This is a genomic window from Halomarina ordinaria, assembly GCF_030553305.1.
Lineage (GTDB): Archaea > Halobacteriota > Halobacteria > Halobacteriales > Haloarculaceae > Halomarina > Halomarina ordinaria.
On sequence record NZ_JARRAH010000001.1, the window covers coordinates 99,179 to 121,552 of the forward strand.

General features: G+C 69.0%; 24 protein-coding genes. 8 read left to right on the top strand and 16 right to left on the bottom strand.

Annotation, left to right across the window (positions count from 1 at the left end; translation table 11 throughout):
* Positions 1 to 2: 2 nt before the first annotated feature.
* A complete protein-coding gene (locus tag P1Y20_RS00525; RefSeq protein ID WP_304446697.1) occupies positions 3 to 281 on the top strand; it encodes a DUF7410 domain-containing protein in 279 nt (92 codons plus the stop codon).
* On the opposite strand, the gene P1Y20_RS00530 is transcribed toward P1Y20_RS00525, so the two are convergent.
* The 3 genes from P1Y20_RS00530 to coxB are packed head-to-tail and all read right to left on the bottom strand — an operon-like array spanning position 282 to position 3,852.
* Entirely contained in the window at positions 282 to 539 is a 258-nt protein-coding gene (locus tag P1Y20_RS00530; protein WP_304446698.1) for a cytochrome C oxidase subunit IV family protein, read from the bottom strand.
* 2 nt (positions 540 to 541) lie between these two features.
* Positions 542 to 3,037 (bottom strand): cbb3-type cytochrome c oxidase subunit I, encoded by a 2,496-nt coding sequence (locus tag P1Y20_RS00535; RefSeq protein WP_368662129.1) that lies wholly within the window; start codon positions 3,035 to 3,037, stop codon positions 542 to 544.
* Positions 3,034 to 3,852, bottom strand: a complete 819-nt coding sequence (coxB, locus tag P1Y20_RS00540; protein ID WP_304446699.1) for a cytochrome c oxidase subunit II — start codon at positions 3,850 to 3,852, stop codon at positions 3,034 to 3,036. Before coxB ends, P1Y20_RS00535 begins: the two co-directional genes overlap by 4 nt.
* A gap of 130 nt (positions 3,853 to 3,982) precedes the next feature.
* Here coxB and P1Y20_RS00545 point away from each other — a divergent pair, with 130 nt between their 5' ends.
* The gene (locus P1Y20_RS00545; protein ID WP_304446700.1) at positions 3,983 to 4,495 is read left to right on the top strand and encodes a DUF6789 family protein; all 513 of its coding nucleotides are present in this window, start codon (positions 3,983 to 3,985) and stop codon (positions 4,493 to 4,495) included.
* Here P1Y20_RS00545 and P1Y20_RS00550 read toward each other — a convergent pair whose 3' ends face one another.
* Positions 4,496 to 5,878 (bottom strand): NAD-dependent succinate-semialdehyde dehydrogenase, encoded by a 1,383-nt coding sequence (locus tag P1Y20_RS00550; RefSeq protein ID WP_304446701.1) that lies wholly within the window; start codon positions 5,876 to 5,878, stop codon positions 4,496 to 4,498.
* Positions 5,879 to 6,159: 281 nt separating this feature from the next.
* On the opposite strand from P1Y20_RS00550, the gene P1Y20_RS00555 reads away from it, so the two are divergent.
* A complete protein-coding gene (locus tag P1Y20_RS00555) occupies positions 6,160 to 6,630 on the top strand; it encodes an SHOCT domain-containing protein (RefSeq protein WP_304446702.1) in 471 nt (156 codons plus the stop codon).
* Between the two features lie 164 nt (positions 6,631 to 6,794).
* On the opposite strand, the gene P1Y20_RS00560 is transcribed toward P1Y20_RS00555, so the two are convergent.
* Genes P1Y20_RS00560 through P1Y20_RS00575 form a run of 4 tightly spaced genes read right to left on the bottom strand, consistent with a single transcriptional unit; the run spans position 6,795 to position 9,477 of the window.
* Positions 6,795 to 7,097 (bottom strand): amphi-Trp domain-containing protein, encoded by a 303-nt coding sequence (locus P1Y20_RS00560; protein ID WP_304446703.1) that lies wholly within the window; start codon positions 7,095 to 7,097, stop codon positions 6,795 to 6,797.
* Between the two features lie 56 nt (positions 7,098 to 7,153).
* Positions 7,154 to 7,852: an SDR family NAD(P)-dependent oxidoreductase gene (locus P1Y20_RS00565; RefSeq protein WP_304446704.1), complete on the bottom strand. Its 699-nt coding sequence runs from the start codon at positions 7,850 to 7,852 to the stop codon at positions 7,154 to 7,156.
* Between the two features lie 57 nt (positions 7,853 to 7,909).
* Positions 7,910 to 8,488, bottom strand: coding sequence for an NUDIX hydrolase (locus tag P1Y20_RS00570; protein ID WP_304446705.1), 579 nt, complete (start codon positions 8,486 to 8,488; stop codon positions 7,910 to 7,912).
* Between the two features lie 50 nt (positions 8,489 to 8,538).
* On the bottom strand, positions 8,539 to 9,477 hold the full coding sequence (locus tag P1Y20_RS00575; RefSeq protein ID WP_304446706.1) for a diacylglycerol/lipid kinase family protein: 939 nt from the start codon (positions 9,475 to 9,477) through the stop codon (positions 8,539 to 8,541).
* A 52-nt stretch (positions 9,478 to 9,529) separates the two neighbouring features.
* Between P1Y20_RS00575 and P1Y20_RS00580 the strand changes: the two genes are divergently transcribed.
* Positions 9,530 to 10,246: a PHP-associated domain-containing protein gene (locus P1Y20_RS00580; protein ID WP_304446707.1), complete on the top strand. Its 717-nt coding sequence runs from the start codon at positions 9,530 to 9,532 to the stop codon at positions 10,244 to 10,246.
* 20 nt (positions 10,247 to 10,266) lie between these two features.
* Here the strand turns inward: P1Y20_RS00580 and P1Y20_RS00585 are convergent, their stop codons facing one another.
* Complete coding sequence (locus P1Y20_RS00585) at positions 10,267 to 11,223, bottom strand: diacylglycerol/lipid kinase family protein (protein WP_304446708.1); 957 nt, start codon at positions 11,221 to 11,223, stop codon at positions 10,267 to 10,269.
* 54 nt (positions 11,224 to 11,277) lie between these two features.
* A complete protein-coding gene (locus P1Y20_RS00590; protein WP_304446709.1) occupies positions 11,278 to 11,691 on the bottom strand; it encodes an Lrp/AsnC family transcriptional regulator in 414 nt (137 codons plus the stop codon).
* 104 nt (positions 11,692 to 11,795) lie between these two features.
* Between P1Y20_RS00590 and carA the strand changes: the two genes are divergently transcribed.
* The gene (gene carA / locus P1Y20_RS00595) at positions 11,796 to 12,863 is read left to right on the top strand and encodes a glutamine-hydrolyzing carbamoyl-phosphate synthase small subunit (RefSeq protein WP_304446710.1); all 1,068 of its coding nucleotides are present in this window, start codon (positions 11,796 to 11,798) and stop codon (positions 12,861 to 12,863) included.
* A gap of 4 nt (positions 12,864 to 12,867) precedes the next feature.
* Here the strand turns inward: carA and P1Y20_RS00600 are convergent, their stop codons facing one another.
* The 3 genes from P1Y20_RS00600 to P1Y20_RS00610 form a co-directional block, all read right to left on the bottom strand.
* Positions 12,868 to 14,181, bottom strand: a complete 1,314-nt coding sequence (locus tag P1Y20_RS00600; RefSeq protein WP_304446711.1) for an RDD family protein — start codon at positions 14,179 to 14,181, stop codon at positions 12,868 to 12,870.
* 124 nt (positions 14,182 to 14,305) lie between these two features.
* Positions 14,306 to 15,022 carry an SDR family oxidoreductase gene (locus P1Y20_RS00605; RefSeq protein WP_304446712.1) on the bottom strand — a complete coding sequence of 239 codons (717 nt, stop codon included), beginning with the start codon at positions 15,020 to 15,022 and terminating at the stop codon, positions 14,306 to 14,308.
* A 40-nt stretch (positions 15,023 to 15,062) separates the two neighbouring features.
* Positions 15,063 to 15,611: an HD domain-containing protein gene (locus P1Y20_RS00610; RefSeq protein ID WP_304446713.1), complete on the bottom strand. Its 549-nt coding sequence runs from the start codon at positions 15,609 to 15,611 to the stop codon at positions 15,063 to 15,065.
* A gap of 133 nt (positions 15,612 to 15,744) precedes the next feature.
* Between P1Y20_RS00610 and P1Y20_RS00615 the strand changes: the two genes are divergently transcribed.
* A complete protein-coding gene (locus tag P1Y20_RS00615) occupies positions 15,745 to 16,920 on the top strand; it encodes an endonuclease/exonuclease/phosphatase family protein (protein WP_304446714.1) in 1,176 nt (391 codons plus the stop codon).
* 1,291 nt (positions 16,921 to 18,211) lie between these two features.
* On the opposite strand, the gene P1Y20_RS00620 is transcribed toward P1Y20_RS00615, so the two are convergent.
* Both P1Y20_RS00620 and P1Y20_RS00625 read right to left on the bottom strand, forming a co-directional pair.
* Complete coding sequence (locus tag P1Y20_RS00620) at positions 18,212 to 18,499, bottom strand: PadR family transcriptional regulator (protein ID WP_304446715.1); 288 nt, start codon at positions 18,497 to 18,499, stop codon at positions 18,212 to 18,214.
* Between the two features lie 361 nt (positions 18,500 to 18,860).
* Positions 18,861 to 19,100 (bottom strand): HalOD1 output domain-containing protein, encoded by a 240-nt coding sequence (locus tag P1Y20_RS00625; RefSeq protein ID WP_304446716.1) that lies wholly within the window; start codon positions 19,098 to 19,100, stop codon positions 18,861 to 18,863.
* Between the two features lie 309 nt (positions 19,101 to 19,409).
* Between P1Y20_RS00625 and P1Y20_RS00630 the strand changes: the two genes are divergently transcribed.
* Positions 19,410 to 19,544 carry a hypothetical protein gene (locus P1Y20_RS00630; protein WP_304446717.1) on the top strand — a complete coding sequence of 45 codons (135 nt, stop codon included), beginning with the start codon at positions 19,410 to 19,412 and terminating at the stop codon, positions 19,542 to 19,544.
* 22 nt (positions 19,545 to 19,566) lie between these two features.
* Here the strand turns inward: P1Y20_RS00630 and P1Y20_RS00635 are convergent, their stop codons facing one another.
* Positions 19,567 to 21,288 carry an L-lactate permease gene (locus P1Y20_RS00635; protein ID WP_368662130.1) on the bottom strand — a complete coding sequence of 574 codons (1,722 nt, stop codon included), beginning with the start codon at positions 21,286 to 21,288 and terminating at the stop codon, positions 19,567 to 19,569.
* A gap of 419 nt (positions 21,289 to 21,707) precedes the next feature.
* Between P1Y20_RS00635 and P1Y20_RS00640 the strand changes: the two genes are divergently transcribed.
* A complete protein-coding gene (locus P1Y20_RS00640) occupies positions 21,708 to 22,280 on the top strand; it encodes an ArsR family transcriptional regulator (protein ID WP_304446718.1) in 573 nt (190 codons plus the stop codon).
* Positions 22,281 to 22,374 lie beyond the last annotated feature (94 nt).

A 22,374-nucleotide genomic window follows, 5' to 3' on the forward strand; every position in this document is an offset into this window, starting at 1 on the left:
CCATGCCTTCACCACGTCCACCGCCGCCGACGCTCGTCCCCGACGACGCCACGCCCGTCGTCTGTCCGTACTGCGAGCGACCCCTGGCCGACGAGCGTCTCCGGGCGCTCCACGTCGCCGAGCGCCACGGGACGGCCTGTACGGACGAGGAGCGCGCCGCGGCGGCGGACGCGAGCGACGAGGAGGCCGACGACCTCTTCGTCTACCACCTGAAGGTCATCGCCGCCATCGTCCTCGTCACCTTCGGCATCACCTACACGTACGTGTTCGTCCTGGTCTGACTAGCTGATGGAGTACGCCGCCGCGAGCGTCAGCGCGAGCGCCGCCAGCAGGCCCGTGAGGACGACGTAGCTCACCGACCGCGGTTCGCTGACGAGGTGCTGGTAGTAGCCCGCGACGAGTAGCGCCTTCGCCGCCGAGAGCCCGATGATGGCCCCGAAGGCCGTCCAGTAGGCGAGGCCGGCGAACTCGACGAGTACCTGCGCGGTGGCGGCGACGAACAGGACGACGTAGACGAGCGTGTAGCCTTTCGCGTTCATGGTCACAGGATGTAGAACAGCGGGAACAGGAACAGCCAGACGATGTCGACGAAGTGCCAGTAGAGCCCGAAGTACTCCACCGGCCGGCCGTCGTCGAGGTACGCCCCGCCGTTCGCCCGCGCGGTCATGTACAGCACGATGAGCAGCCCCACGACGACGTGCGCGGCGTGGAGGCCCGTGGTGAGGAAGAACGTCGAGGACTCGAGACTCGTCGAGAGCCACACCCCCTCGTGGAACAGTTCGTACCACTCGATGCCCTTGTTGACGAGGAAGCCGACGCCGAGGACGAACGTCGCGCCCAGGGCGGCGACGACGCCCCGGCGGCTCCCCCGTTCGGCCGCGACGAGCGCCAGCACGACGGCGAACGAACTCGTCAGCAGGAGGTAGGTGTTCACCAGTCCGGGGAGGGGGTCGTGGGGAACGACCTCCCACGCCCCCCAGCCGAACGCGACGCGGATGAAGACGTACGAGCCGATGAACGCGCCGAACAGGACGACGTCGCTCGCGAGGAACACCCACATCCCGAGTTTGGTGTTCTCGACGGCCTCGAAGGGCCACGACTCGCCGAACGGGCCCGTCGGGCCGGCGAAGCGCTCGCGCGCCAGCCCGACGAGGGTGTACGCCGCGAGGGCGGTGCCGGCGAGCGCGACGGCGAGGTAGAGCGGGCCGCCGTCCCGGAGCCCGGAGAGCCCCAGGAAGAGGAGGAAGGCGGCGACGCCGATGCCGAACGGCCAGACGCTCGCGTGGCTCTCGGCGTGTCCCTCCCCGTACCCGCCACCGTCGCCCCGCGTCGTCGCCCCCCCACTCCCGTCCGTCGCGGCGCCGAGCGCCGGGCGGTCGAGGAACCGCAGCGCACCGGTGCTGTAACTCGGGACGCCGGGGTAGTTCTCGAGCGGCGGCGGCGACGGTACCGCCCACTCCGCGGTGGTGCCGTAGGTCCACGGGCAGGCGTCGGCGTCCTCGCCGCTCGCGAGGCTGACGTAGAGGTTGTAGAACATGACGAGGAACGACGCGCCCAGCACGAACGCCCCCACGGTCGCGAGCTGGTGCCACTGGGTGAACACCGCCGGGTAGTCGAACGCCCGCCGGGGCGTCTCCCAGGCGAGGAACATCGGGAAGTAGAGCAGGTTGAACCCGACGAAGTACAGCCCGAAGTGGACCTTTCCGAGGAACTCGTCGTACATCCGCCCCGTTATCTTCGGGAACCAGTAGTAGAGGCCGCCGACGAGCCCCGTCACCCCGCCGACCATCACGTAGTGGAAGTGCGCGACGACCCAGTACGTCCCCCGGAACTCGTAGTCGAGGACCACCGCCCCGAGGAAGACGCCGGTGATGCCCCCGAGGATGAACAGCACGAGCGCGCCGAAGGCGAACAGGAAGGGCGTCGTGAAGCGGATGCGCCCCTTCAGCATCGTGTAGATGAGCGCGAACACCATCAGGTCGAACGGGAGCGAGATGCCGATGGTCGTCGCCATGAACAGCGTCTTCACCTGGAGGTTGATGCTCGTGAGGAACATGTGGTGCATCCAGACGGCGAACGACTGCAGCGCCACGAGCACCATCGCGGCGATGAACCACTTGCGCCCGACGATGCGCCGTCCGGTGAACGTCTGGAATATCTCGGCCATCGCGCCGAGCGCCGGGAAGAAGACGATGTACACCTCGGGGTGGCCGAAGAACCAGAACAGGTGCGCCCACAGGAGCGACCCGGCGGCGTCGGTGGCGGCGAAGTAGGTCGTTCCGAGCAGGCGGTCCGACGAGAGGATGAGCAGCGCCGCGAGCAACGCCGCGAACGCGAACAGCATCATCCACACCGTCAGCAGGATGGTCCACGTGAACAGCGGCATCCGACGCAGGGTCAACCCCTCCGCGCGCATCCGGTGGATGGTCGTGATGAAGTTCACCGACCCCACGGTCACCGACGTGACGAACAGGACGAGCGCCAGTATCGCCGTCGTCGCCCCCACCTCCGGCATGAACGTGGGGACGTTGAGCGGCGCGTACATCGTCCACCCGCCGGAGAACGTCCCGCCCTGGAAGAAGGAGACGGCGAACAGCAACCCCGAGGCGAGGTAGAGCCAGTACGACAGCGCGTTCAGCCGCGGGAACGCGAGGTCCTTCGCGCCGATCTGCAGCGGGACGACGTAGTTGGCGAACCCGAAGGCGAACGGCGAGAGGAACCAGAACACCATCAGCAGGCCGTGGGCCGTGACGGTCTGGTTGTACGCCGCCCCCGAGAGGAGCGTTCCGCCCGACTCGAGCAACTGCAGGCGGATGAGCAGGGCGAGGACGCCGCCGAAGACGAGGAAGAACAGCGACGTCACGAGGTAGAGGACGCCGACGTCCTTGTGGTTCGTCGTGACGAACCAGCGCCGTATCGACGACTGCGGCGGCAGGTCGTGGCCGTGCTCGTGGGACGCCTCGCCCTCGGCGACGGGGCGGCCGCCCTCGTGGACGTGCCCGCCGTCGGTCCGGTTCCCGTCGCGCCGGCGACTCACGCGCGCTCACCTCCGGCCGCGACGACCGACGCCCCCGCGTTCGTCGCGTTCTCACTCGTCGCGTTCTCACTCGTTTCGTTCCCGCCCGTCGCGTTTCGGTCCCCTTCGGTCCCGGCGTACCACTCCTCGTACTCGCCGCGCTCCATCACGACGACGGTCGCCTTCATCTCGGAGTGGCCGGCCCCGCACAGTTCGTAGCAGTGGGCCTCGTACTCGCCGGGGCGGTCGGCGACGAACCACGTCTCGGTGGTCTGGCCGGGGATGGCGTCCGCCTTCGCGCGCAACGCGGGGACGCCGAAGTTGTGGAACACGTCCGCCGAGGTGACGGCCAGTCGGACCTGCGTGTCCTCCGGGACGCGCAGTTCACCGGTCGTCGTGTGACCGTTCGGGTAGACGAATTCCCAGATGAACTGCCGGCCGACGACCTCTATCTCGACGACCTCGCCGTCTGCGTCCCCCGCGGCGGCGGCCGCGGTCCCGGGGCGCTCGATGAACAGCAGGGTCCCGTACGTCCAGAGGACGAGCGAGACGACGATGACGGCGCTGATGGCGAACGAGAGGAAGAGCTTTCGTCCCTTGCCGCCGCCGCTCGGCAACTCGCCGAGGCGCGGGCGTTCGGCGTCCCCGTCGTCGGCCCGGTCGGCACCGTCGCGGTAGCGGTAGGCGTTGTACAGCATGTAGCCGACGACGACGACCCCGACGAGCGTCCCGAGGAGCAGGAACACCCAGTAGATCTCCGAGAAGACGCTCGTCCGCGTTCCCCTCGGTACGAGTCCGTCTAGCTGGACGAACACCCCCGCGTTCGGTCGGTACATCCCATCCCCTCGGTTCGTCTTCATCGCTGGCACTCTTCAACTTTGTGCCACATGTTAACGTGTATCAGAAAATCCGCCGCACGGACACATGTGGTAATTGTTATCACAGTACTGGGTGCTATCTAGCGCTATGGCAGACACGTCCCAGGAGTTCGACGACCCCACGCTGGCGGAACAGGTCGCGGAGTACGACCGCCTGTTCGGCATCGTCGCCGACGGCGTCATCGGGGCGGCGGGCGGCCTCGCCGGGACGGCGCTCATGACGGGCGTCCTCTTCCTCGCCGCGTCGGTGGGCGCGTTCTCGTTCGCCTCGTTCGCATCGCTCACCGAACCCGTCGGCCTCTCCGACGTCTCCTCGCCGGTCACGGTGGGGTACCTCATCTTCCTCGCCAACGGGATGGTGCCGTGGCCGCTGCTGTTCGCGGCGCTGATGGAGTACCTCCCCGGCGAGCGGCCCCCGGTGAGCGGCCTGTTCTTCGGGGGCGCGCTGTGGACGGGCTTCGTGATGGGCTTCTACAGCGGCTTCACGGGACTGACGCTCGTCCTGTACCTCGGGTTCACCCTCGCGGCGCACCTCGTCTACGGGTTCGCCCTCGGCCTCGTCTTCGAGTACCTCTCGACGCGCCCGGACTCGCTGGTCTGACTAGACGTCCTGGTCGGCGGCGGACTGCACCCACACCGTCTTCTCGTTGACGAACGCCTTGATGCCGAACTCGCCGAGTTCGCGCCCGTAGCCCGAGTCCTTCACGCCGCCGAAGGGGATGCGCGGGTCGGACTTGGTGAGTTCGTTGACGAACACACACCCCGACTCGATGCGCCGGGCGACGCGCGCGCCCCGGTCCAGGTCCTCCGTCCAGACGGAGCCACCGAGACCGTAGGTGGAGTCGTTCGCCAGGTCGACCGCCGTCTCCTCGTCGGGCACCTCGTAGACCGCGGCGGCGGGGCCGAACACCTCCTCACAGCTCATCGTCGCGTCGCGCGGGACGTCGGTGAGCACCGTCGGCGGGTAGAAGAACCCGTCGCGGTCGAGCGGTTCGCCGCCCGTCCGGAGCTCCGCCCCGTCCGACAGCGTGTCCTCGACCTGCTCGTGGAGGTCGGCCATGAGGTCCTCGCGGGCCTGCGGACCGATGTCGGTTTCCTCCTCCATCGGGTCGCCGACCGTCAGCGCCTCCATCTCCGAGACGAAGGCGTCGAGGAACTCGTCGTACACCTCCTCGACGGCGATGAACCGCTTGGCGGCGATGCAGGACTGCCCCGAGTTGAGCGTCCGGGCCCGGGCACCCACTGCCGCGGCCGCCTCGACGTCCGCGTCCTCGAGGACGACGAACGGGTCGCTTCCGCCCAGTTCTAGCACCGAGGGTTTCAGCTGTTCGCCCGCCGTCGCCCCCACCGCTCGCCCCGCCCCCTCGCTCCCGGTGAGGGTGACCGCCCGCACCCGGTCGTCCTCGACGACCTGCTCGACGAGGTCCGAGCCGACGATGAGGCTCTGGAAGGCCCCCTCGGGGTAGCCCGCCTCGCGGAACACCTCCTCGATGGCCTGCGCGCAGCCGGGGACGTTCGAAGCGTGTTTCAGCAATCCCGTGTTGCCCGCCGTCAGCGTCGGCGCGGCGAAGCGAAACACCTGCCAGAAGGGGTAGTTCCACGGCATCACCGCCAGTACAGGTCCGAGCGGTTCGTAGGAGACGAACGCGTCGGCGTGCGGTTCCGTCCCGATGTGCTCGTCGGCGAGGTACTCGCCCGCCTTCTCGGCGTAGTGGTCACAGGCCCACGCGCACTTCTCCACCTCCGATAGCGCCCCCGAGATGGGCTTGCCCATCTCGCGGGTCATCAGCTCCGCGTACTCCTGTTTGTTCTCCCGGAGGACGTCGCCGGCCCGCGCGAGGAGCTTCTGACGCTCCTCCATGCGTCGGCCGCTCCACTCCGGATACACCTCGCTCGCCCGCTCGACCGCTCGCTCGACGTCCGCTTCGTCCTCCGTCTCGACCGGGTCGAGTTGCTCGCCAGTGGCCGGGTTGATACGGTCCATACGCGTCGCACTCGCGGGGCGGTCATAGTGCTTGGTGCTGGATTCCCGACCGGTCCCCCGGCGGCGATAAACCGGTAGTCGCGATAGCGATTCCGAGCGCGCCGTCCCAGAGGTTCGACGTTCGGGATGCCACAACTCACGTGCTCCGGGGAGGGTACTCCATTCGAACCAGTCCGCCGGTCTCGTCGCTGTCGGTCGTTCTGACACCGCCGGTCGATGGTCGGCCGACACGGGGGGCTCACCGGAGGGGCACCGTTCTCCGATACTGGAGACCCCAAACCGTGGAGTCCATCCCTGTAGGTGTCGATGTCCCGAAGATACTTGTGTTCAGTTACATTATCGAGAACGAGATGGACATCTCGCACACAGACCGTCTTGCCTCCTCGCTCCATCGAGCGATGCTCGGTGGGCTCTTGGCCGTGTTCGGACTCGTCGCGTTCGGAACGTTGTTTCGCTCGCTGAGTTCGGGCAGTTACCTCATCGGCGTCGTGAGTCTTGTTGTCCTCGTCGGCTGTGGGTTCTGGGTATTCTCCCTCTTTGAGACTGGTATGAACGAAGGGAATTCGCCACCGCGAGGTATTGGTGGTACCACGCGTGAGGATGACCACCCGCTTGCGGAACTCCGAGAGCGATACGCACGTGGTGAACTGTCGGACGACGAGTTCGAACAGAAAACCGAGGCTCTCTTGGAAACCGAATCGGATTCCCCCTCCGAGCGTGTGTCGATGGAGGACACTCGGCTGAGAGAGTGAGTCATCGGAATTCCGTTATCACACTCGCGAGCACGTCTCCCTCGTAGAAACGCCCGAACGCGGGGTCTGGTGCGCACGCTTCGGCAACGGGTCGCGGGGTACCGTACCCGAAACGCAGTTTTCGTGGCCCTCGACCGCGGTTTCGACGGTCCAACCGCGAGCGCCTACTCGCCGACGACGTCCGGCGCCTCGTCGTCCGCGTGGCCGGGTATCTCGACTTCGATCTCCAGTTCCGGTTCGCCCATGCCGTCGAAGTCGATCTCGAGTTCGACGGGTTCGCCGAACGCGAAGGGGAGCTCCCACTCCTCGTCGACGATGGTGAGTTCGTCGCCGTCGCGCAGTTGCTCGCCGAGTTTGACGAGGAACTCGCCGGCCTCGCTCGCGCTCAGTCGGTACTCCTGCTCGAAGTTGCGTCCCGAACGGATGACCGACCGCTCGTCGCCCGACGCCGTGGTCTCTTCGGACATGATGCTCGATACCCGTCCCACGGACGAAAACCCGTCGACTGTGACACGTCTTCGTCCTACCAGTCGATGACCTCGCGGTCGCGCCAGAACCGCCCGCTCTCGCTCCCGGGCTTGAAGCGGGCCAGCCAGACGACGGTGTCGGCGCCCTCCTCGACGGACCGGGGGGCGTCCGACCCGCCGAGGTCCGTCCGGACCCAGCCCGGACAGACCGCGTTCGCGAGGAGACCGTCGCTGCCGTACTCGCCGTGGAGGTACGTCGTGAGGCCGTTCAGGCCGGCCTTCGAGACTCGGTAGGGGCCGTACCCGCCGCTCATCCCCTCGCCGAGCGCGCCCATCCCCGAGGAGACGTTGACGACCCGGCCCCCCTTCCGGTCGAGCAGAATCGGGAGGGCGTGTTTCGTCACGAGCACCGGTCCGCGGAGGTTCGTGTCGAGCGTGGCGTCGATGCTGTCGGTGCCGACGCGGTGCAGCGGCGCCTCCGGTCCCTCGACGCCCGCGTTGTTCACGAGGACGTCGAGACGCCCCTCGGTGCGCTGGATGCGTTCGACGGCGTCCTCGACCGTCGTCTCGTTGGTGACGTCGAGACGGACCGGAATCGTGTCGGGGACGTCGACGTCCCGCGTGTTGCGCGCCCCGGCGTACACCGTCGCGCCGCGGTCGGCGAGCGCCGCCGCGACCGCTCGCCCGATTCCCCGCGTCGCTCCCGTCACGAGCGCGACCTGTCCCTCGAGCCGGTCGTACACCTCGGTGGCCATGGGTTCTCTACGACCCCCAACGGTTTGAGCGTATCTCAGAATCCGCGGTCGCCAGGGTTACCCGAGGTCGCGGCGCATCGCTATCTCGAACCAGGGACAGAGGCGGAGCTGTCGGTAGAGCCGCGGGTGTTCGTAGAGGTGCTCGTAGTCGACCCACAGCAGACCGCCGACCTCCTCGGGGTCCGGGTCCATCGAGACGTCGTCGAGCGTGAGCTTCAGCACCGCACAGACCTCGTGTTCGAGGCCCTCGTTGAGGTAGTAGCGCTTGTACTCGAACTTGTCCGTCACCCGCAGGTCGTCGTACTGGTCGGGCGTGATGCCGAGTTCCTCCTCCAGTCGCTGGCGGGTGGCGTCCTCCTGGCTCTGGTCCTGCTCGGGGTGGGAGGCGACCGTCCCGTCCCAGTGGGTGTCCCACAGGCGCTTGTCGGCGGCGCGCTGGGCGAGGAGGATGCGTCCCTCGGCGTCGAAGACGAGGGCGGTGAACGCCCGGTGTCGGACGCCGTCGCCGGTGTGCGCCTCGAGGCGATTGACGAGACCCTGTTCGTTGTCGTCGGCGTCGACCGCGATGACGTCCTGTCGCGCGTTCGCGTGCTCCGACGCCGGCGTGCCGCCGGCGTCCGCGTCGTCTGCGCTCATATCCCCCCCTCGGAGAGCCGTCTTAAGGACCCTTCGGGTTCCGGCGCGTGTCACTCCGGCGCGGGGTCGTACGCCTCACCGACGGGGAGGCGGAGGACGCCCGCGCGACACTCGACGTGGAGGTCGGCGGCGGTGGCGAGTTCGCCGTCGAGGCTGAACGTCACCGGGTCGGCCTCGCGGACGGTCACGTCGAGCGCGGTCGCCTGGAGACGTGTGATGTTCTCGGTCTCGCGGCCGAACAGCCGGTGGACGGCGGCCTCGCCGGCGAGGTCCACCGTCTGGTAGTCCTCGACGACGGTCACGTCGAGGTGACCGTCCTCCATGTTCGCCTGGGTGCCGCCCTCCGCCGGGAACCGTCGGCCGTTCCCCACGAGGACGCAGGCGGCGTCGCCGCGCCAGTGCTCGCCGCCGCCGACCGGCGTGATGTCGAGCGTGAGGCCGTCGAAGGCCGTCATCTCCTGGAGCGCGTTGAAGACGTACGCGAGGACGCCGAAGCGGTCTTTCTGCTCGGAGGACGTGCTCGCGCTCGCGTTCGCCGTGAGCCCGCCGACACAGGAGTTGAGGAAGGGTACGGGGTCGCCCCCGTCGACGCGCACGAGGCCGAGGTCGACGGTGCGCCACTCGCCCGTCTCGACGAGGTCGAACGCGTGGTCGAGGCCCTCGACGCCGACGTTCCCGGCGAAGTTGTTGCCCGTTCCACCGGGGACGACGGCGAAGGCGGTGTCGGGGAGCGCGTCCGCGTTCCACAGGCCTCGGACGGCCTCGTTGAGCGTCCCGTCCCCCCCGCAGGCGGCGACGAGGTCGGCACCCTCCTCGGCGGCCGTCCGCGCCAGTTCGATGGCGTCGCCGGAGCGCTCGGTCTCGCGGACGTCGAACCCGTGAGCGTCGGCCAGTTCGCGGACGTGGTCCGTGTGGCTCCCGTCGCCGCTGACCGGGTTGAGCACGAGGGTACGCTGGTCGGTCGCAGGGGGGCCGTCGTCGTGGCGCATGGCGACGCGTTCTCGGCGGAACGACAAAGTCCTACCCGCTCGTAGGTCCGTCGTGTTCGCGCTCGATTTGCACACGCACACTCGCTTCTTCCACGGGTTCACCGCCCGAGCGACGCCCTTCGACCCCGTCGGGTCGCGCCTGCTCGACTACTGCGCGCGCTGGCGAGGGCTCGACGGCGTCGCCTTCACCAACCACGACTACTACGAACCGCTCCCGACCGGCGACACGGTCTCCATCCCGGGCATCGAGGTGACGACGACGCGAGGACACGTCCTCGTCGTCGGCCCCGACCCGCCGCGCTTCTCCCGGCCGGAACGCCTCTCTCCGGAAGCGGTCGTCGAGATGGCCCACGACCGCGACTGCGCGGCCATCATCGCCCACCCCTACCGGAACAGCACGGTCCGGGACGTCGACGCCCCCTTCGACGCCATCGAGGTCAACGGGAAGCACCCGCGCACGGAGTCCTGGGTGCGACGGCTCGCGGACGAACACGGCCTCCCGCTGGTCGGCGGGAGCGACGCCCACTACCCGGTCGAGGTGGGTCGCGCCTACACGCGCGTGGACGCACACGAACTCACGCCGAGGGCCATCGTCACGGCCATCCGCGAGGGACGAGTCGAACCGCGCGTCGGCAACCGACTCCCGGACCGCCTCATCCGCGGGTTCTACCACCGAATCCACCAGCAGAAACGCCACCTCCAGCGCCCCGACTGGGCCGACGAGGGGGCGACGCCGGGCGTCGGGCGCCCGCCGGGCGAGGACGACTGACCACTCCTCTCGCGTACGCGCTATCGCGGCGTCGGCACGTAGCCCGGACCGACGCGGACGCGGAGCGCCCGGGGGACCGTCTCGGCGTCGAGGCGGTTCGCGCTCACCATCTCCCCGTCGAGGCTGAACCGCACCGGCCCCTCCTCCGAGCGCACGCTCACGGCCGCGAGCGAGCGCAGTTCGATGTTGGCCGTCCCCTCCCGGAACAGTCGCCGGAGCAGTTCATCGCCGGCGAGTTCGAGCGCCGGCGCGGCGCTCACCAGCGCGACCTCGAACAGGCCGTCCTCGACGTTCGCCTGCGTCAGTCGGAGTCGTCCCCCGCGGGGGAGACCGCGGGCGTTTCCGACGAAGACGCAGAGCGCGTCGCCGCGCCAGGCGTCGCCGTTCGGCCCCTCGACTCGCAGGGGGAGCGACTCGTAGGTCGGCGCCGCGCCGAGCGCCGTCGCGACGTAGGCGAACGGCCCGTAGCGCCGCTTCAGCGCCGCCGACGTCCGCTCGCTCGCGTCGGCGGTCAGCCCCGCGACGCAGGAGTTGAGGAACGGGCGCTCGTCGGTGACGTCGGCGTCGGTGACGTGGACGCGGCCGAGGTCGATTCGCCGCTCCTCGCCCGAGCGGACGACCTCGAAGGCGTGGGTGACGTTCCTGACACCGACGTTGGCCGCGAAGTTGTTGCCCGTCCCGCAGGGGACGACGCCGAGGACCACCTCGTCGAGAGCGTCGGCGGCGGCGATGCCCCGGACGACGCTGCTCACCGTGCCGTCGCCGCCGCCGGCGACGACGAGCGTCGCGCCGGCCTCGGCGGCCGCCCGGGCGGTCTCGACGACGGCGTCGCCGTCCGCCTCGCGGACGACGAACCCCCGTTCTACGCCCAGCGCGCGGGCCGTGCCGGCGGCCGCGACGCCGCTCGCCCGGTTGAGGACGAGGACGCGACTGCCCTCCCCGACCCGACGGTCGGCCGTCCCCCGCGTCGGTGCCATCTCGGGGGCGCGTTCGTCACCGGCGGGGATAACGGTGTCCCGGGGCGGGTCGACTCACCCGAGTTTCTCGTCGAGGATGAGTCGCGTCTTCGTGCTGACGACCTCGCCCTGCTCGCGCGCCCGGGTGATGAGGTCGTTGATGCCGCGGGTGTCGGCCGCGTCGACGATGAGCACCAGGTCCTCCTCGCCCGAGACCTGCCAGACGAAGTCGACGTCCTGCCACTCGGCCATCCGTCGGCTCACCTCGCTCGTGTCGACGCTCACGTCGACGCCGACCTCGATCATCGCCTTGACGTTCCCCGTCCGCGTGGCGACGGTGAAGCGCTCGATGACCCCGTCGCTGACGAGGCGGTCGACCCGGTTGCGGACCGTCCCCTCGCTCGTACCGACCTCCGCCGCGATCTCCGTGTACGGCGTCCGGGCGTCTCGCCGGAGGATGTCGAGGATGCGCCGGTCGAGGTTGTCCATGGAGGGTCGTCGGTACACGCCCCTCGCACTTGGCGATTACGAATTTCGTAACTTGGCTTCGAACACAACGGTTATACGGGGTTAGTCCTATGATGTTCGTAACGATGGACGCCTACGTTGCACTCGAGGGCGGGCGCGTTGTCGAAGCGCGTGCTCGTGCCCCGGGTCGGACACGTGGAGAACTGGTGTTCACGACCGCCTATACGGGCTACGAAGAGAGCCTCACGGACCCCTCCTACGAGGAGCAGGTCCTCACCTTCTCGTACCCCCTCGTCGGCAACTACGGCGTCCGAGACGAACGCCTCGAGTCCGAGCGCGTCCACCCGCGCGCCGTCGTCGCCCGCGAACTCACCGACGACGTCGCCGAGTGGCTCGCGAGCGAGGACGTCCCCGCCGTCGACCACCTCGACACCCGCGACCTCGTCACCAGCATCCGCGAGGAGGGCGCGATGAAGTGCGGCATCGCCGCCGGCGAGGACGTCACCCCCGAGGACGCGCTCGCGGAACTCGCCGAGTGCAAGGGGATGAGCGAGCACGTCGACATCGGCAAACAGGTGTCCGTGGACGCGCCGACCGTCTACAACGCGGACGGGGCGGGGGCGGACGTGGCGCTGGTCGACTGCGGCGCGAAGGGCTCCATCGTGGAGTCGCTCGTCGAGCGCGACGCGACCGTCCACCGCCTCCCCTACGACGCGACGCCCGCCGACATCGAGGCGGTCGACCCCGACCTGCTGTTCATCTCGAACGGTCCCGGCGACCCGAAGAACTTCCAGGCGGCCCAGTCGCTCGTCACCGAGTTCGCGGGCGAGATACCGCTCGCTGGCATCTGCCTCGGCCAGCAGGTCATCGCCGACGCCCTCGGCGGCGAGACGGAGAAGATGGCCTTCGGCCACCGCGGCGTCAACCAGCCGGTCCGCGACCTGCGCTCCGGACAGGTCGTCATGACGACGCAGAACCACGGCTACACCGTCGCCGACCCCGGCCCGCTCTCGGTGACGCAGGTGAACGTCAACGACGACACGCCCGAGGGACTCGAGAGCGAGGACCTCGGCGTCATCACCCGCCAGTACCACCCCGAGGCCAACCCCGGCCCGCACGACACGCTCGGCTTCTTCGACGACGTGCTGGCGATGACCGACGTCGGCGCGCGCGCGCCCGTCGTCGCCGACTGACGCCTCAGTCCCCACTCACCGTTTCTCTGACGACCGTCCCCGCGAGCAGGTCGCCCACCCGCTGTCGCTCGCTCGTGACGCCCGCGACCAGCGCGCCGAGGGCGTAGCAGACGAGGAAGTCGACCGGCCGGAGGGCGTTCCTGACGAGGACCCGCCAGAGCGCCGGCGGCGTCCCGTCGGCGTCGCTCACGGCGATTCCGAGGAGGACCTTCCCGGGCGTCTGCCCGCGATACCACTCGAACAGCGGGAAGTACCCCAGCCCGCCCAGCAGGAGGCCGGCCTCGACGCCGACTCCCGTCGCTCCCTCGACGGGGAGCGCGGCCCCGACGACGCCGAGGCCGACGCCCGCGACGAACGCGACCACCGGCAGTCCGACGAGGTCGAGGACGCTCGCCGCCGCCCGCCGGCGGAGCGAGGCGGGGAGGCCGGGTGGGTCGTCCGCGGGGTGGGTCGTCACGCCGCCGCGACCGAGGACGTCTCCGAGTCGTCCCAGCCGGTTCGCGCGCGCCGGTGGCTCGGGGTCGCGCCGTACGGTTCCCGAGCGAAGCCACCGCGAGCGGTGGACCCAGCGGACGTCGAGTTCCGACGCGGGACCGACCGCGAGGCGAAGCATCCCCGGGAGGTGCGCCCGGCCGGTCAGGAGTACCGACGACTCGTAGCCCGCCGCCGCCGAGAGCGCCTCGACGCGCCCGAGCATATGGCGGTTCCGCGCGCCGAGCGTGCGCACCGTGAGCACCTCGAAGGCGAGGACCGTCGCCAGGAGGAACCAGACCGGTGTCGGGAGCGGAACCAGCGTGGCCAGCGCGACCCCGCCGGCGAGCGCGGCCGTGCCGACGACGGCGGCGAGCGGCCGCGAGCGCCGCGCGACGAACGCGACGAGCGCCGTGGCGAGGAGCAGCGCGACCGTCACGCTCGCCGCGCTCACCGGGGTCAGCGCTCCCGTCGCGAGGACGAGGAGCCAGTTCGCCGCGCTCGCCGCGAGGCCGGCGTCCGCGCCGTACGCGAGCAGGCTCCGGTCGACGTGGTGGACCGGGACTGAACGGTCGAGGTCGGTCGCGATCGCGAACTCGGTCGGCCCGTAGGTCCGCGCGAACAGCAGGTAGAGCGGGACCACGACGAGCGAGACGAGCAGGTAGCCGAGCGTGGCGGCCGGCGCGCGGACCAGCGCGCGGGCGAACGTCCGCGGGGCGAGTCGCTCCGGGAACTCGACGAACAGCGCGTCGGCGTCCGTCCGGTCGAGCGCCGACGTCACCTCCGCCGCGACCTTCGACCGCCGGTCGAGGTGGACGACCCCGAAGAGGTGGAGGGCGTGTTCCATCGACGGACGGTCGTCCGGACGTGACGTACCACTGTCGGTACTGGTGACCGCTCGTCGGTGACCCGACGTGGCGGACGGCGGCCGCGACCGTACCCGGGACCGGTCGTACCCGTCGGTCGACGGGCTAGCGGTTCGCGACGGGGTCCGGCGTCTCCCACGGCACCTCGACGACGCCCGTCACGTCGCCGCGTCGACCGGCCCGGCTCACGACCTCGAAGGTGCGGTTCTCGCTCTCGGGGGTGAACAGCGCGGCGAGGGCGAGGCGGGCGACGTCGGCCCGGGGAACCGTCCCCGAGACGGTGTCTCCGCCCTCCCCCACCAGCACGTCGCCCGTCGCCGGGGCGTCGGTCAACCCGCCGGGGCGGAGGACGGTGTAGGTGAGTCCCGAGCGCCGGAGGTGGGCCTCCGCCCGTTCCTTCGCGCTGACGATGCCGAAGAGGTCGAGGAACGCCCGGAAGGGTCTCGGCATCCCCTCGCGGGAGTCGCCGACGCCGATGGCGGAGACGAGGACGAAGCGCTCGACGCCCTCGTCGGTCGCCGCGTCGACGAGGTTGATGACGCCCTTGCCGTCGACGAGCGGGCCCCGGAGCGCACCGAGGCCGAGGGTCGTCCCGACGGCGCAGACGACGGTGTCGACCCCCCTGACGGCCGCCCGCGCGTCCGCGAAGTCGAGGAGGTCGCCGACGACCACCTCCGACGCACCCTGGAGTTCCAGCGTCTCCACCTCCTCTGGCGAGCGCGTGTGTGCTCGCACCTCGACGCCCGCGTCGAGCAGCGCGTCGACGACGTCGCGTCCGGTCCGCCCGCTCGCGCCCGCCACCAGTACGGTCTCGTCGCTCATGAGTGGTCGAACGGTGGGGAGGGGTTTCGACCTTTCGCGCCTAGGCGTCGCGCAGGTCGTCGACCGCCCGCAGGCGGAGCGCGGCGGCGGCCGCCTCGTCGGCCAGTTTGACGACGCTCGCGGCGAGCGTGGCGGGGTCGACCGTCGTCCGCGAGGTGTGCGAGAGCACGATGTGAGCCATCTCGACCGGGAGGCCGGCGCGGTCGACCACGGCGACGCCGTAGTGCGGGTGACCGAGTAGGCGCTCTATCTCCGTGTCGGCCATCCCGTCGAACTCGTAGAGTTTCGAGACGTCGTGGACGAGCGCGCCGGCGAGCACCGTGTCGAGCGAGAGGTCGTACCCGCGCTCGACGAGCGCCTCCGCGAGCGCGAGCGCCCCCGCCGTCACGTCCCTGACGTGGTCGACGAGGGTGGCGTCGGGCAGGTCGAGTCGGCGCTGGACCGGCGGGAACCACGGGACGGCCCCGAGGTCCTCGACACCCGTGTCGGCCATCGCCCGCGTCCAGGCCTCACGGACGCCCTCCCGGAGGTGCTCGTCTTCGATGGCGGCCAGCTCGGGGAACGCGCGGTCGACGGTGTCGTGGTCCATGCGCCCCCCTCTCGCCGGACGGGCGTAGCTACTTCGGCACTCGGACGCACCTCGTCGCCCGTAGCACTGTTTCACCAGTATCGACAGATGAGACAACACACTTACCTGCCGGAGAAAAACCTCCGACCGCAACATGCCAACGCAACTCACGCGACGCGGGTTCCTCGCGGCGACGGGCGGGTCGCTCGCGGCGTACGGTGCGGTCGGACAGGCGACTGGAACGCCGTCCGACCGCGTCCGGTTCGCGGCGTTCAACATCGAGAACCTGACCACCGACCAGGTCCAGGAACCGGGAGACGAACAGGCGGCGGCCGCCGCCCGGGTCGTCCAGGAGGCGCGTCCGGACGTCCTCGCGCTCAACGAGGTCGTCAACAACGTACAGAAGGGTGAACGGACCGACCGGACGAACGCGCGAGCGTTCGTCGAGGAGTACCTGACCGACCCGCAGGCGCCGGGCCTCTCGGGCATCGACTACGAGTACGTCTACGTGCCGGAGAGCAACACCGGCGTCCACAGCGGCTACGACCTCGACAACAACGGCGAGACGGTCGACGACCCCGGCAGCCAGGCCTACGGCGACGACGCCTTCGGCTTCGGACTGTTCCCGGGCCAGTACGCCCTCGCGCTGGTCAGTCGCTACCCCATCGAGGAGTCGGCGGTGCGTTCGTTCCGGGAGTTCCGCTGGACCGACATGCCCGACAACTTCGCCGTCCGCGACGACGACGAGTCCGACTTCTACCTGAACGACGAGGAGGCCGAGGTGTTCCGCCTCTCCTCGAAGACGCACGTCGACGTCCCTGTCGACGTCGGCGGGCGGACGGTCCACTCGCTGCTCGCCCACCCGACACCGCCGGGGTTCGACGGCCCGGAGAACTTCAACGGGAGGCGCTGTCACGACGAGGTCCGCCTGTTCGCCGACTACGTCGCCGGTGCGGAGTACCTCTACGACGACGACGGCGTGCAGGGCGGTCTCGCGGACGACGCCTCGTACGTCCTCATGGGCGACATGAACGCCTCGCCCGGACAGAAGGAGACGTACGACGCCGCGACGAAGTTCCTCCTCGACAACGACGACTTCGAGGCGCGCCGGCTCCCGACGAGTCCCGGCGGTGCGCGGCGGGGGAACCCGCAGGCGACGTTCGACTCGGTCGACCAGATCGACTACGTGCTCCCCTCGCCCGACCTCGGCCTCCGGGGGTCGAAGGTCGTCTGGCCGGCGACCGACTGCGCGAAGCGAGGGCTCGGCGCGGCCGTCGCGACGGCTTCCGACCACCGACTCGTCTGGGCGGACGTCGACACCGGACGCTGACCGGGTAGTGACACACGACCGGGTACGAGGCGCGTGATGCGCCGGAAGCGGCGGGTGCGCGAGTGTGGCATAGACGAACTGGCACGCCCGGCGCTTCCGTCCCACACCTCTGAGCGCGCCTAGTTGAGCGTATCGGTCTCCCCGCAGTCTTTCCGGGACACCACGTCGGTCCGTCACCGACCAGGCAAAGACTCGTAGAGCGTGACGAGAGCGAACGAGCCGCGATGCTCGCGGAACGCTCGATGAGTCGCAGACGGCGTATTCGTCGGGGAACGCGCGACCCTCGGCGCCACACCACCCTTACCGGATTCTGTATCGCGATAGTTAGTTTACGTTGTGTGGACCGTCCGTTCCGGCACGGCCCGGAGAGTGAAACGGGGATTTGACGTTACGCGACGTTTATGTCGTGACATGCCATACCACTGATTGCCCGGTATCTGACCACGGAACCCGGTTCAGCATCGGGCCTTTCACGGTACCCGGATGGCGCTCCTCGGCGATACCCCGGTGGTCTCCGGTGGGGGTCCCCGCCCGGTGGCTCCCTTCCTCCCCTTTCAGCCCCCCTGCGCTCTCACGTTTCGCCGAAGCCGGCCGCCGAGCGCTCCGTCCCACAGGACCCCGGACCGACGCCGTCGGCACCCGCGGGCGGGAGACCGAGAACGACCATGTGGTGAAGTCTCGGCACCCGAGGAACGAACCGACGGCGAGGGCGGCGACCGCCGTGACCCGTCAGTGTCGACGCATCGCCGGGTAGTCGACGAGTCCTGCGCGCGCCGCGAGCACCATCCCGACGGGGGAACGTCGTCAGCAGAGCGACGCCGACCGGCGTGACGAGAACGAGCCAGAGGAGCGCCGGCGCGCGGTAGGAGACGACCAGTCCGGCGCGGAGCGCGTCGGCAGCCAGCCGTGGGACGACGACCGGCCGCCACGAACGGGCACCCGAGCGCGTTCCGAGCCGAAACACCCGAGAGCCCCCGCCGAGCGACCGGGGGTCGCACGCGGTCCCGCGACCACGCCGCGAACCGTGAGCGCGCCCCACGCCTCGTGGAGGACCAGCGACGTGACGGCGGGATGCTCTCGCCCTCGACGCGAGACGGTCAACTTTCGATCGCGGCCACACGACGCGCGCAGGAGGACGGCGAGCCGGTCGACGAGCGTCACCATCACGAGAAGGTGTATCGAGACGCCCGCGGTGAGCACCTGTCCGGCGTGCGCCCCGCTCACGGTCGCTCTTCGGTCGATGACGTTGGAGGGCCGACACCTGGGAACCGGTCGCGGCTGTCTCCCGGGTTCAGAGCTCCTCCGGGAGGTACGAGTCCTCCCACTGTCGACGCGAGCCGATGGCGTCGCGTCCCTTCTCCGAGAGGGTGTAGTAGTTCGTCCGACGGTCGATCTGGCCTTTCTCGACGTAGTCGTTGTTGACGAGCGTGTCGAGGTTCGGGTAGAGTCGCCCGTGGGTGACTTCCGTCCCCGTGTCGGTCTCGATTCGGTCCTTGATCTGCTGTCCAGACGGCCGTCCTTCGCCTGCGATGACGTACAGCAGGTCGCGCTGGAATCCTGTTAGCTCGAAGAGCGTCATTGCCGGCTGACCGTTCCCCCGGTAGTGTCATTGTTAGTTGGGGCCCTCTAGCGGCCGTCTCCGGCGTTGTCGTGGCTTATGTCCGCTACTGACATCTATAGGGGCTTCAAAATACAACGTTCGAACCTGTTAGATACAAGGTAGCTCGATGCGCGCCCGTGCAACGGTCCGAAACGATACCGGCCCCGAACGCCCCCGCGTGTGCCGTTATACGGCTCCATGAGCCGCGTCTGCAACGGATGCAACTGAGTTACATGGGGAATACGCGAGCGTACGACGGCGTTTACCGGACGGACTGTATCGTTAAGACCGGTAAAATCCCGTGGCGGACGAGTTTTCAGAGACGAACTCCCTCGACCAGTCAATCGGTCGCGGAGACGCCCCGCTCGGTGTAGCTCCCCGCCCGGGTCTCGGTCGTCACGATACCGTCCTCGATGTGGACGTCGCACCCGGCGTGCGTGAACCTGACCGTGATACCGGTGGTGGCGAGCGAGTCGAGCGCGTCCGGGTCGACGGTCTCGTACAGCGGCGGGAGCGAAGTAGGGTCGACCGCTAGCTCCTTGGCCACCGCCTCGACGACGGACGTAGTGGAGTCGAACATATTCACGTTCCGGAAATAAGATGTAATAAGTTTGTTGTTCGTGACACCGAAACGAACACTCTCGCTGGCGTTCACCGTGCGGTCTCCGACCCCCAGAGGGCACCCCACTCCCCTCTCGACAGTATTCATAGATAAGAAACTGTATTAAATTCGGTAATGTACCCATACCGTGTCCCCGGACGTCGCCGCCGTGCGGTTTCGTCGACCGGGGGCGGCCGGCCCCGAACCGAGGCTAACCATGGGATAACAAAGGGGGTTTCCGTTCTCTACTCGGTCGTGTCCGGCGCCGACCGCCGAGACGTGATCCCAATGAGCACCAACCGACACGACGCCGACGGCGAGGTCGAGGTCCTGCAGCTCCCGAACGCCCGAATCAAGCTCACGAGCGGCTACAGCGCGTGGGTGGCCTCCGACACGTGGTACGACCTCAGCGCGACGCGCTGAGTGAAAAAATCGGTGTGCGTCCTCAGAACGTTCCGGGGAACAGCACGTAGACGAACAGGAGCGTCAACAGCCCCGTCATCACCCCGTAGTACGCGAGCGGAATGAGTTCGTAGCGGATGACGCGTCCCTCCTCGCCGACGAGGCCGACGACCGCGAGCGCGGCGACCACGTTGTGGACGGCGATGAGGTTCCCGATGGCCCCGCCGACGGCCTGTGCGCCGACGAGGATGGTCCGGGAGACGCCGAGGTCCTGGGCGACGTTGTACTGGAACGTCCCGAAGAGGATGTCACTGACCGTGTTCGACCCGGCGAGGAACGCCCCGAACGCGCCCACGAACGGCGCGAAGAACGGGTAGATGCCTCCGGCGGTGTCCGCCGTCGTCGTCGAGAGCACCTCGAGCATGCTCGGTACGTCCGCGGCGTTGCCCGAGAGGATCATGACCTGCACCGTCGCGACGGCGAACAGCAGGGCGATGACCGCGGGCGTGACCTTCTCTATCGTCTCGAACCACGCGTCCTTGATCTGCTGTCCCCCCATCCCGTGGAGCGGAATCGTCACGAGGTGCACGAGCACGAACACCGCGCCGGGGAGGTACAGCAACTCGAGGCTGTTCGTCTCGCCCGTCCCGAGGATGTCCGCCCACTGGAGCACGAGCGTCGAGTTCAGGAACGTCGTGAGGGGGTCCCACACGCGCGTCAGGACGAGGAGCACGGCCAGCAGCGCGTACGGCGCCCACGCCTTCCAGAGGGACATCGTGTCGGCCTCTCGCGGCGAGTCGGTGACGAACCCGCCGTCGGCGGCGACGGTCCCCTCGCGGTCGCTGGTCTCGCCGGGTTCGATGTCGCCGACCCAGTGGTCGGGCCACACCGACTGGGGCGCGAAGTCCCAGTCCTCGTCGGGGTGGAAGAACCCGGCTTTGAGCGCCGAGACGACGATGATCATCCCGCCCATCGCGCCGAGGAGGCCGGGGAACTCGGGGCCGATGAAGTAGGCGGTCAACCAGTAGGGAACCGCGAACGACGCCCACGCGAAGATGGTCAGCGGGAGGACCTCGAGCGCGGGCTTGATGGAACGCTCCTCGCCGAAGAAGCGCGTCATCATCGCCACGCCGATGAACGGGAGGAACATCCCGACGACGACGTGGAACGAGGCGGCCCAGACGGCGATGATGCCCACCCACTCGGGGACGGTCGCCCCCGCGGGGGTGGCGACGCCCGCGCTCTCGAACACGTCGATGAGGCCCACGATGAGCGGCGTTCCGACCGCACCGAACGTGATGGCCATGAGGTTCCCCGTGAGCGCGACGACGACCGCCGCGAGCGGCGGGAAGCCGAGTCCGACGAGCAGCGGACCGACGACCGCTGCGGGCGTCCCGAACCCGGCGGCACCCTCGATGAACGACCCCATGAGGAACACGAGCAGGACGACCTGCACGCGGCGGTCCTCGCTGATGGAGGTGAACCCCGCGTTGATGGCGTCGAACGCGCCCGTCTGTTTGAGCGTGTACAACAACAGGATGGCGCCGAAGACGATGTAGATGATCGTCAACGCCGTGATTCCCCCGTAGATGCTCGCCGCGGCGATCCACCGCGGGGTCATCCCCCACCCGATGAAGGCGAGGACGATAGCCGACAGCCAGGCGACGGGCATCGCCCGGGTCGCGGGCCAGTAGCGGCCCACCATCAAATACGCGATGATGGCGAGGGGGAACACCGCCATCAGAATCTCGACTGCGCTAGCCACAGTCGCTCACCTCCCTGCGTTCCGCGTCCAACCGGTTCTGTCGGACTGGCATGGACCTGGCATAGCGCCTGACCCATTTATAATTAACGTTATATGCGATTATCGGGGAGAAAAAAGCCGGACGACGGCCCGGTGAGGGGAACCCGCCGTCCGACTCGCGAGCGGACGAGACTCCCCCTCGGTCGAACCGACAACCGCCGGACGTGCGTCGGGTTACCAGCTGCTCGAAACGTCACCCTTACGGGTGACAGAGCGGGTCGTAACGTCCCGATACGACGCTACGTACCCTGTCACACGGGTCGCGCCACCTCGGCACACGGGGACCACAACAGTCGTGTGAATTGGTCGGTACACACGAGAGTACAGGTCGATACCGTCGTGTGTAAAGGCTTATCCTGGTGTCTCACGTCGCCGCGCGCATGGACGACGCGGCCGGCGAGCGCGTGCGGAACGAACACGGACAGTACGCCGACCGGATTCCGGCGCGGGCGGCGCTCACCGTCTTCGAGGAGCGCACCGACTTCGCCCGGCCGCTGACCGCGAGCGACGTGATGGAGGCACTCGACTGTTCGCGGCGGACCGCGCACAACAAACTCAACGACCTCGTCGACCGTGGGTTGCTCGCGACGCGGAAGGTGGGCGCGCGCGGTCGGGTCTGGTGGATTCCCATCGAACGCCCGGCGGACGACGCCGACTGGGGGTCGCCGGAGGAACTCGTCGCCCGGGAGACGGCCATCGAGCGCGTCGACCTGCCGGGGACCGGCGAGACGCTCGCGGCCCGGCGCGACGCGCTGCGGGCGGCCTACGACTACCTGAAGGCCCACCCGAGCGCGAAGAAGTCGGACTTCCTCGCGGACGTCTTCCCGGCGAATCCAGCGGGGTACGAGACGGCCGAGGGGTGGTGGAACGCCATCCAGCCCGCTCTGAAGGACCTCCCCGGCGTCGACCCACCCAAGGAGCGCGGGCACATCTGGCACTTCCTCGGCGGGTGAGACGAGTCAGGTAAGTATAACCTGCCGACCCGCACACGGAGTACGTACTCACCGCGACGGCGTGACACTGACCCGCCCGCGAGAACGCCGGCGG

What these genes read in the sequence shown, in the direction of transcription:
- P1Y20_RS00525 (WP_304446697.1), top strand. Translation starts at nt 3, where the DNA reads ATGCCTTCACCACGTCCACCGCCGCCGACGCTCGTCCCCGACGACGCC.
- P1Y20_RS00565 (WP_304446704.1), bottom strand. Translation starts at nt 7,852, where the DNA reads ATGGCCACCGAGGTGTACGACCGGCTCGAGGGACAGGTCGCGCTCGTG.
- P1Y20_RS00610 (WP_304446713.1), bottom strand. Translation starts at nt 15,611, where the DNA reads ATGGACCACGACACCGTCGACCGCGCGTTCCCCGAGCTGGCCGCCATC.
- P1Y20_RS00550 (WP_304446701.1), bottom strand. Translation starts at nt 5,878, where the DNA reads ATGGACCGTATCAACCCGGCCACTGGCGAGCAACTCGACCCGGTCGAG.
- P1Y20_RS00620 (WP_304446715.1), bottom strand. Translation starts at nt 18,499, where the DNA reads ATGACGCTCTTCGAGCTAACAGGATTCCAGCGCGACCTGCTGTACGTC.
- P1Y20_RS00605 (WP_304446712.1), bottom strand. Translation starts at nt 15,022, where the DNA reads ATGAGCGACGAGACCGTACTGGTGGCGGGCGCGAGCGGGCGGACCGGA.
- P1Y20_RS00575 (WP_304446706.1), bottom strand. Translation starts at nt 9,477, where the DNA reads ATGCGCCACGACGACGGCCCCCCTGCGACCGACCAGCGTACCCTCGTG.
- P1Y20_RS00530 (WP_304446698.1), bottom strand. Translation starts at nt 539, where the DNA reads ATGAACGCGAAAGGCTACACGCTCGTCTACGTCGTCCTGTTCGTCGCC.
- P1Y20_RS00625 (WP_304446716.1), bottom strand. Translation starts at nt 19,100, where the DNA reads ATGTTCGACTCCACTACGTCCGTCGTCGAGGCGGTGGCCAAGGAGCTA.
- P1Y20_RS00630 (WP_304446717.1), top strand. Translation starts at nt 19,410, where the DNA reads ATGAGCACCAACCGACACGACGCCGACGGCGAGGTCGAGGTCCTGCAG.
- P1Y20_RS00590 (WP_304446709.1), bottom strand. Translation starts at nt 11,691, where the DNA reads ATGGACAACCTCGACCGGCGCATCCTCGACATCCTCCGGCGAGACGCC.
- P1Y20_RS00570 (WP_304446705.1), bottom strand. Translation starts at nt 8,488, where the DNA reads ATGAGCGCAGACGACGCGGACGCCGGCGGCACGCCGGCGTCGGAGCAC.
- P1Y20_RS00585 (WP_304446708.1), bottom strand. Translation starts at nt 11,223, where the DNA reads ATGGCACCGACGCGGGGGACGGCCGACCGTCGGGTCGGGGAGGGCAGT.
- P1Y20_RS00560 (WP_304446703.1), bottom strand. Translation starts at nt 7,097, where the DNA reads ATGTCCGAAGAGACCACGGCGTCGGGCGACGAGCGGTCGGTCATCCGT.
- coxB (WP_304446699.1), bottom strand. Translation starts at nt 3,852, where the DNA reads ATGTACCGACCGAACGCGGGGGTGTTCGTCCAGCTAGACGGACTCGTA.
- P1Y20_RS00640 (WP_304446718.1), top strand. Translation starts at nt 21,708, where the DNA reads ATGGACGACGCGGCCGGCGAGCGCGTGCGGAACGAACACGGACAGTAC.
- P1Y20_RS00545 (WP_304446700.1), top strand. Translation starts at nt 3,983, where the DNA reads ATGGCAGACACGTCCCAGGAGTTCGACGACCCCACGCTGGCGGAACAG.
- carA (WP_304446710.1), top strand. Translation starts at nt 11,796, where the DNA reads ATGGACGCCTACGTTGCACTCGAGGGCGGGCGCGTTGTCGAAGCGCGT.
- P1Y20_RS00600 (WP_304446711.1), bottom strand. Translation starts at nt 14,181, where the DNA reads ATGGAACACGCCCTCCACCTCTTCGGGGTCGTCCACCTCGACCGGCGG.
- P1Y20_RS00615 (WP_304446714.1), top strand. Translation starts at nt 15,745, where the DNA reads ATGCCAACGCAACTCACGCGACGCGGGTTCCTCGCGGCGACGGGCGGG.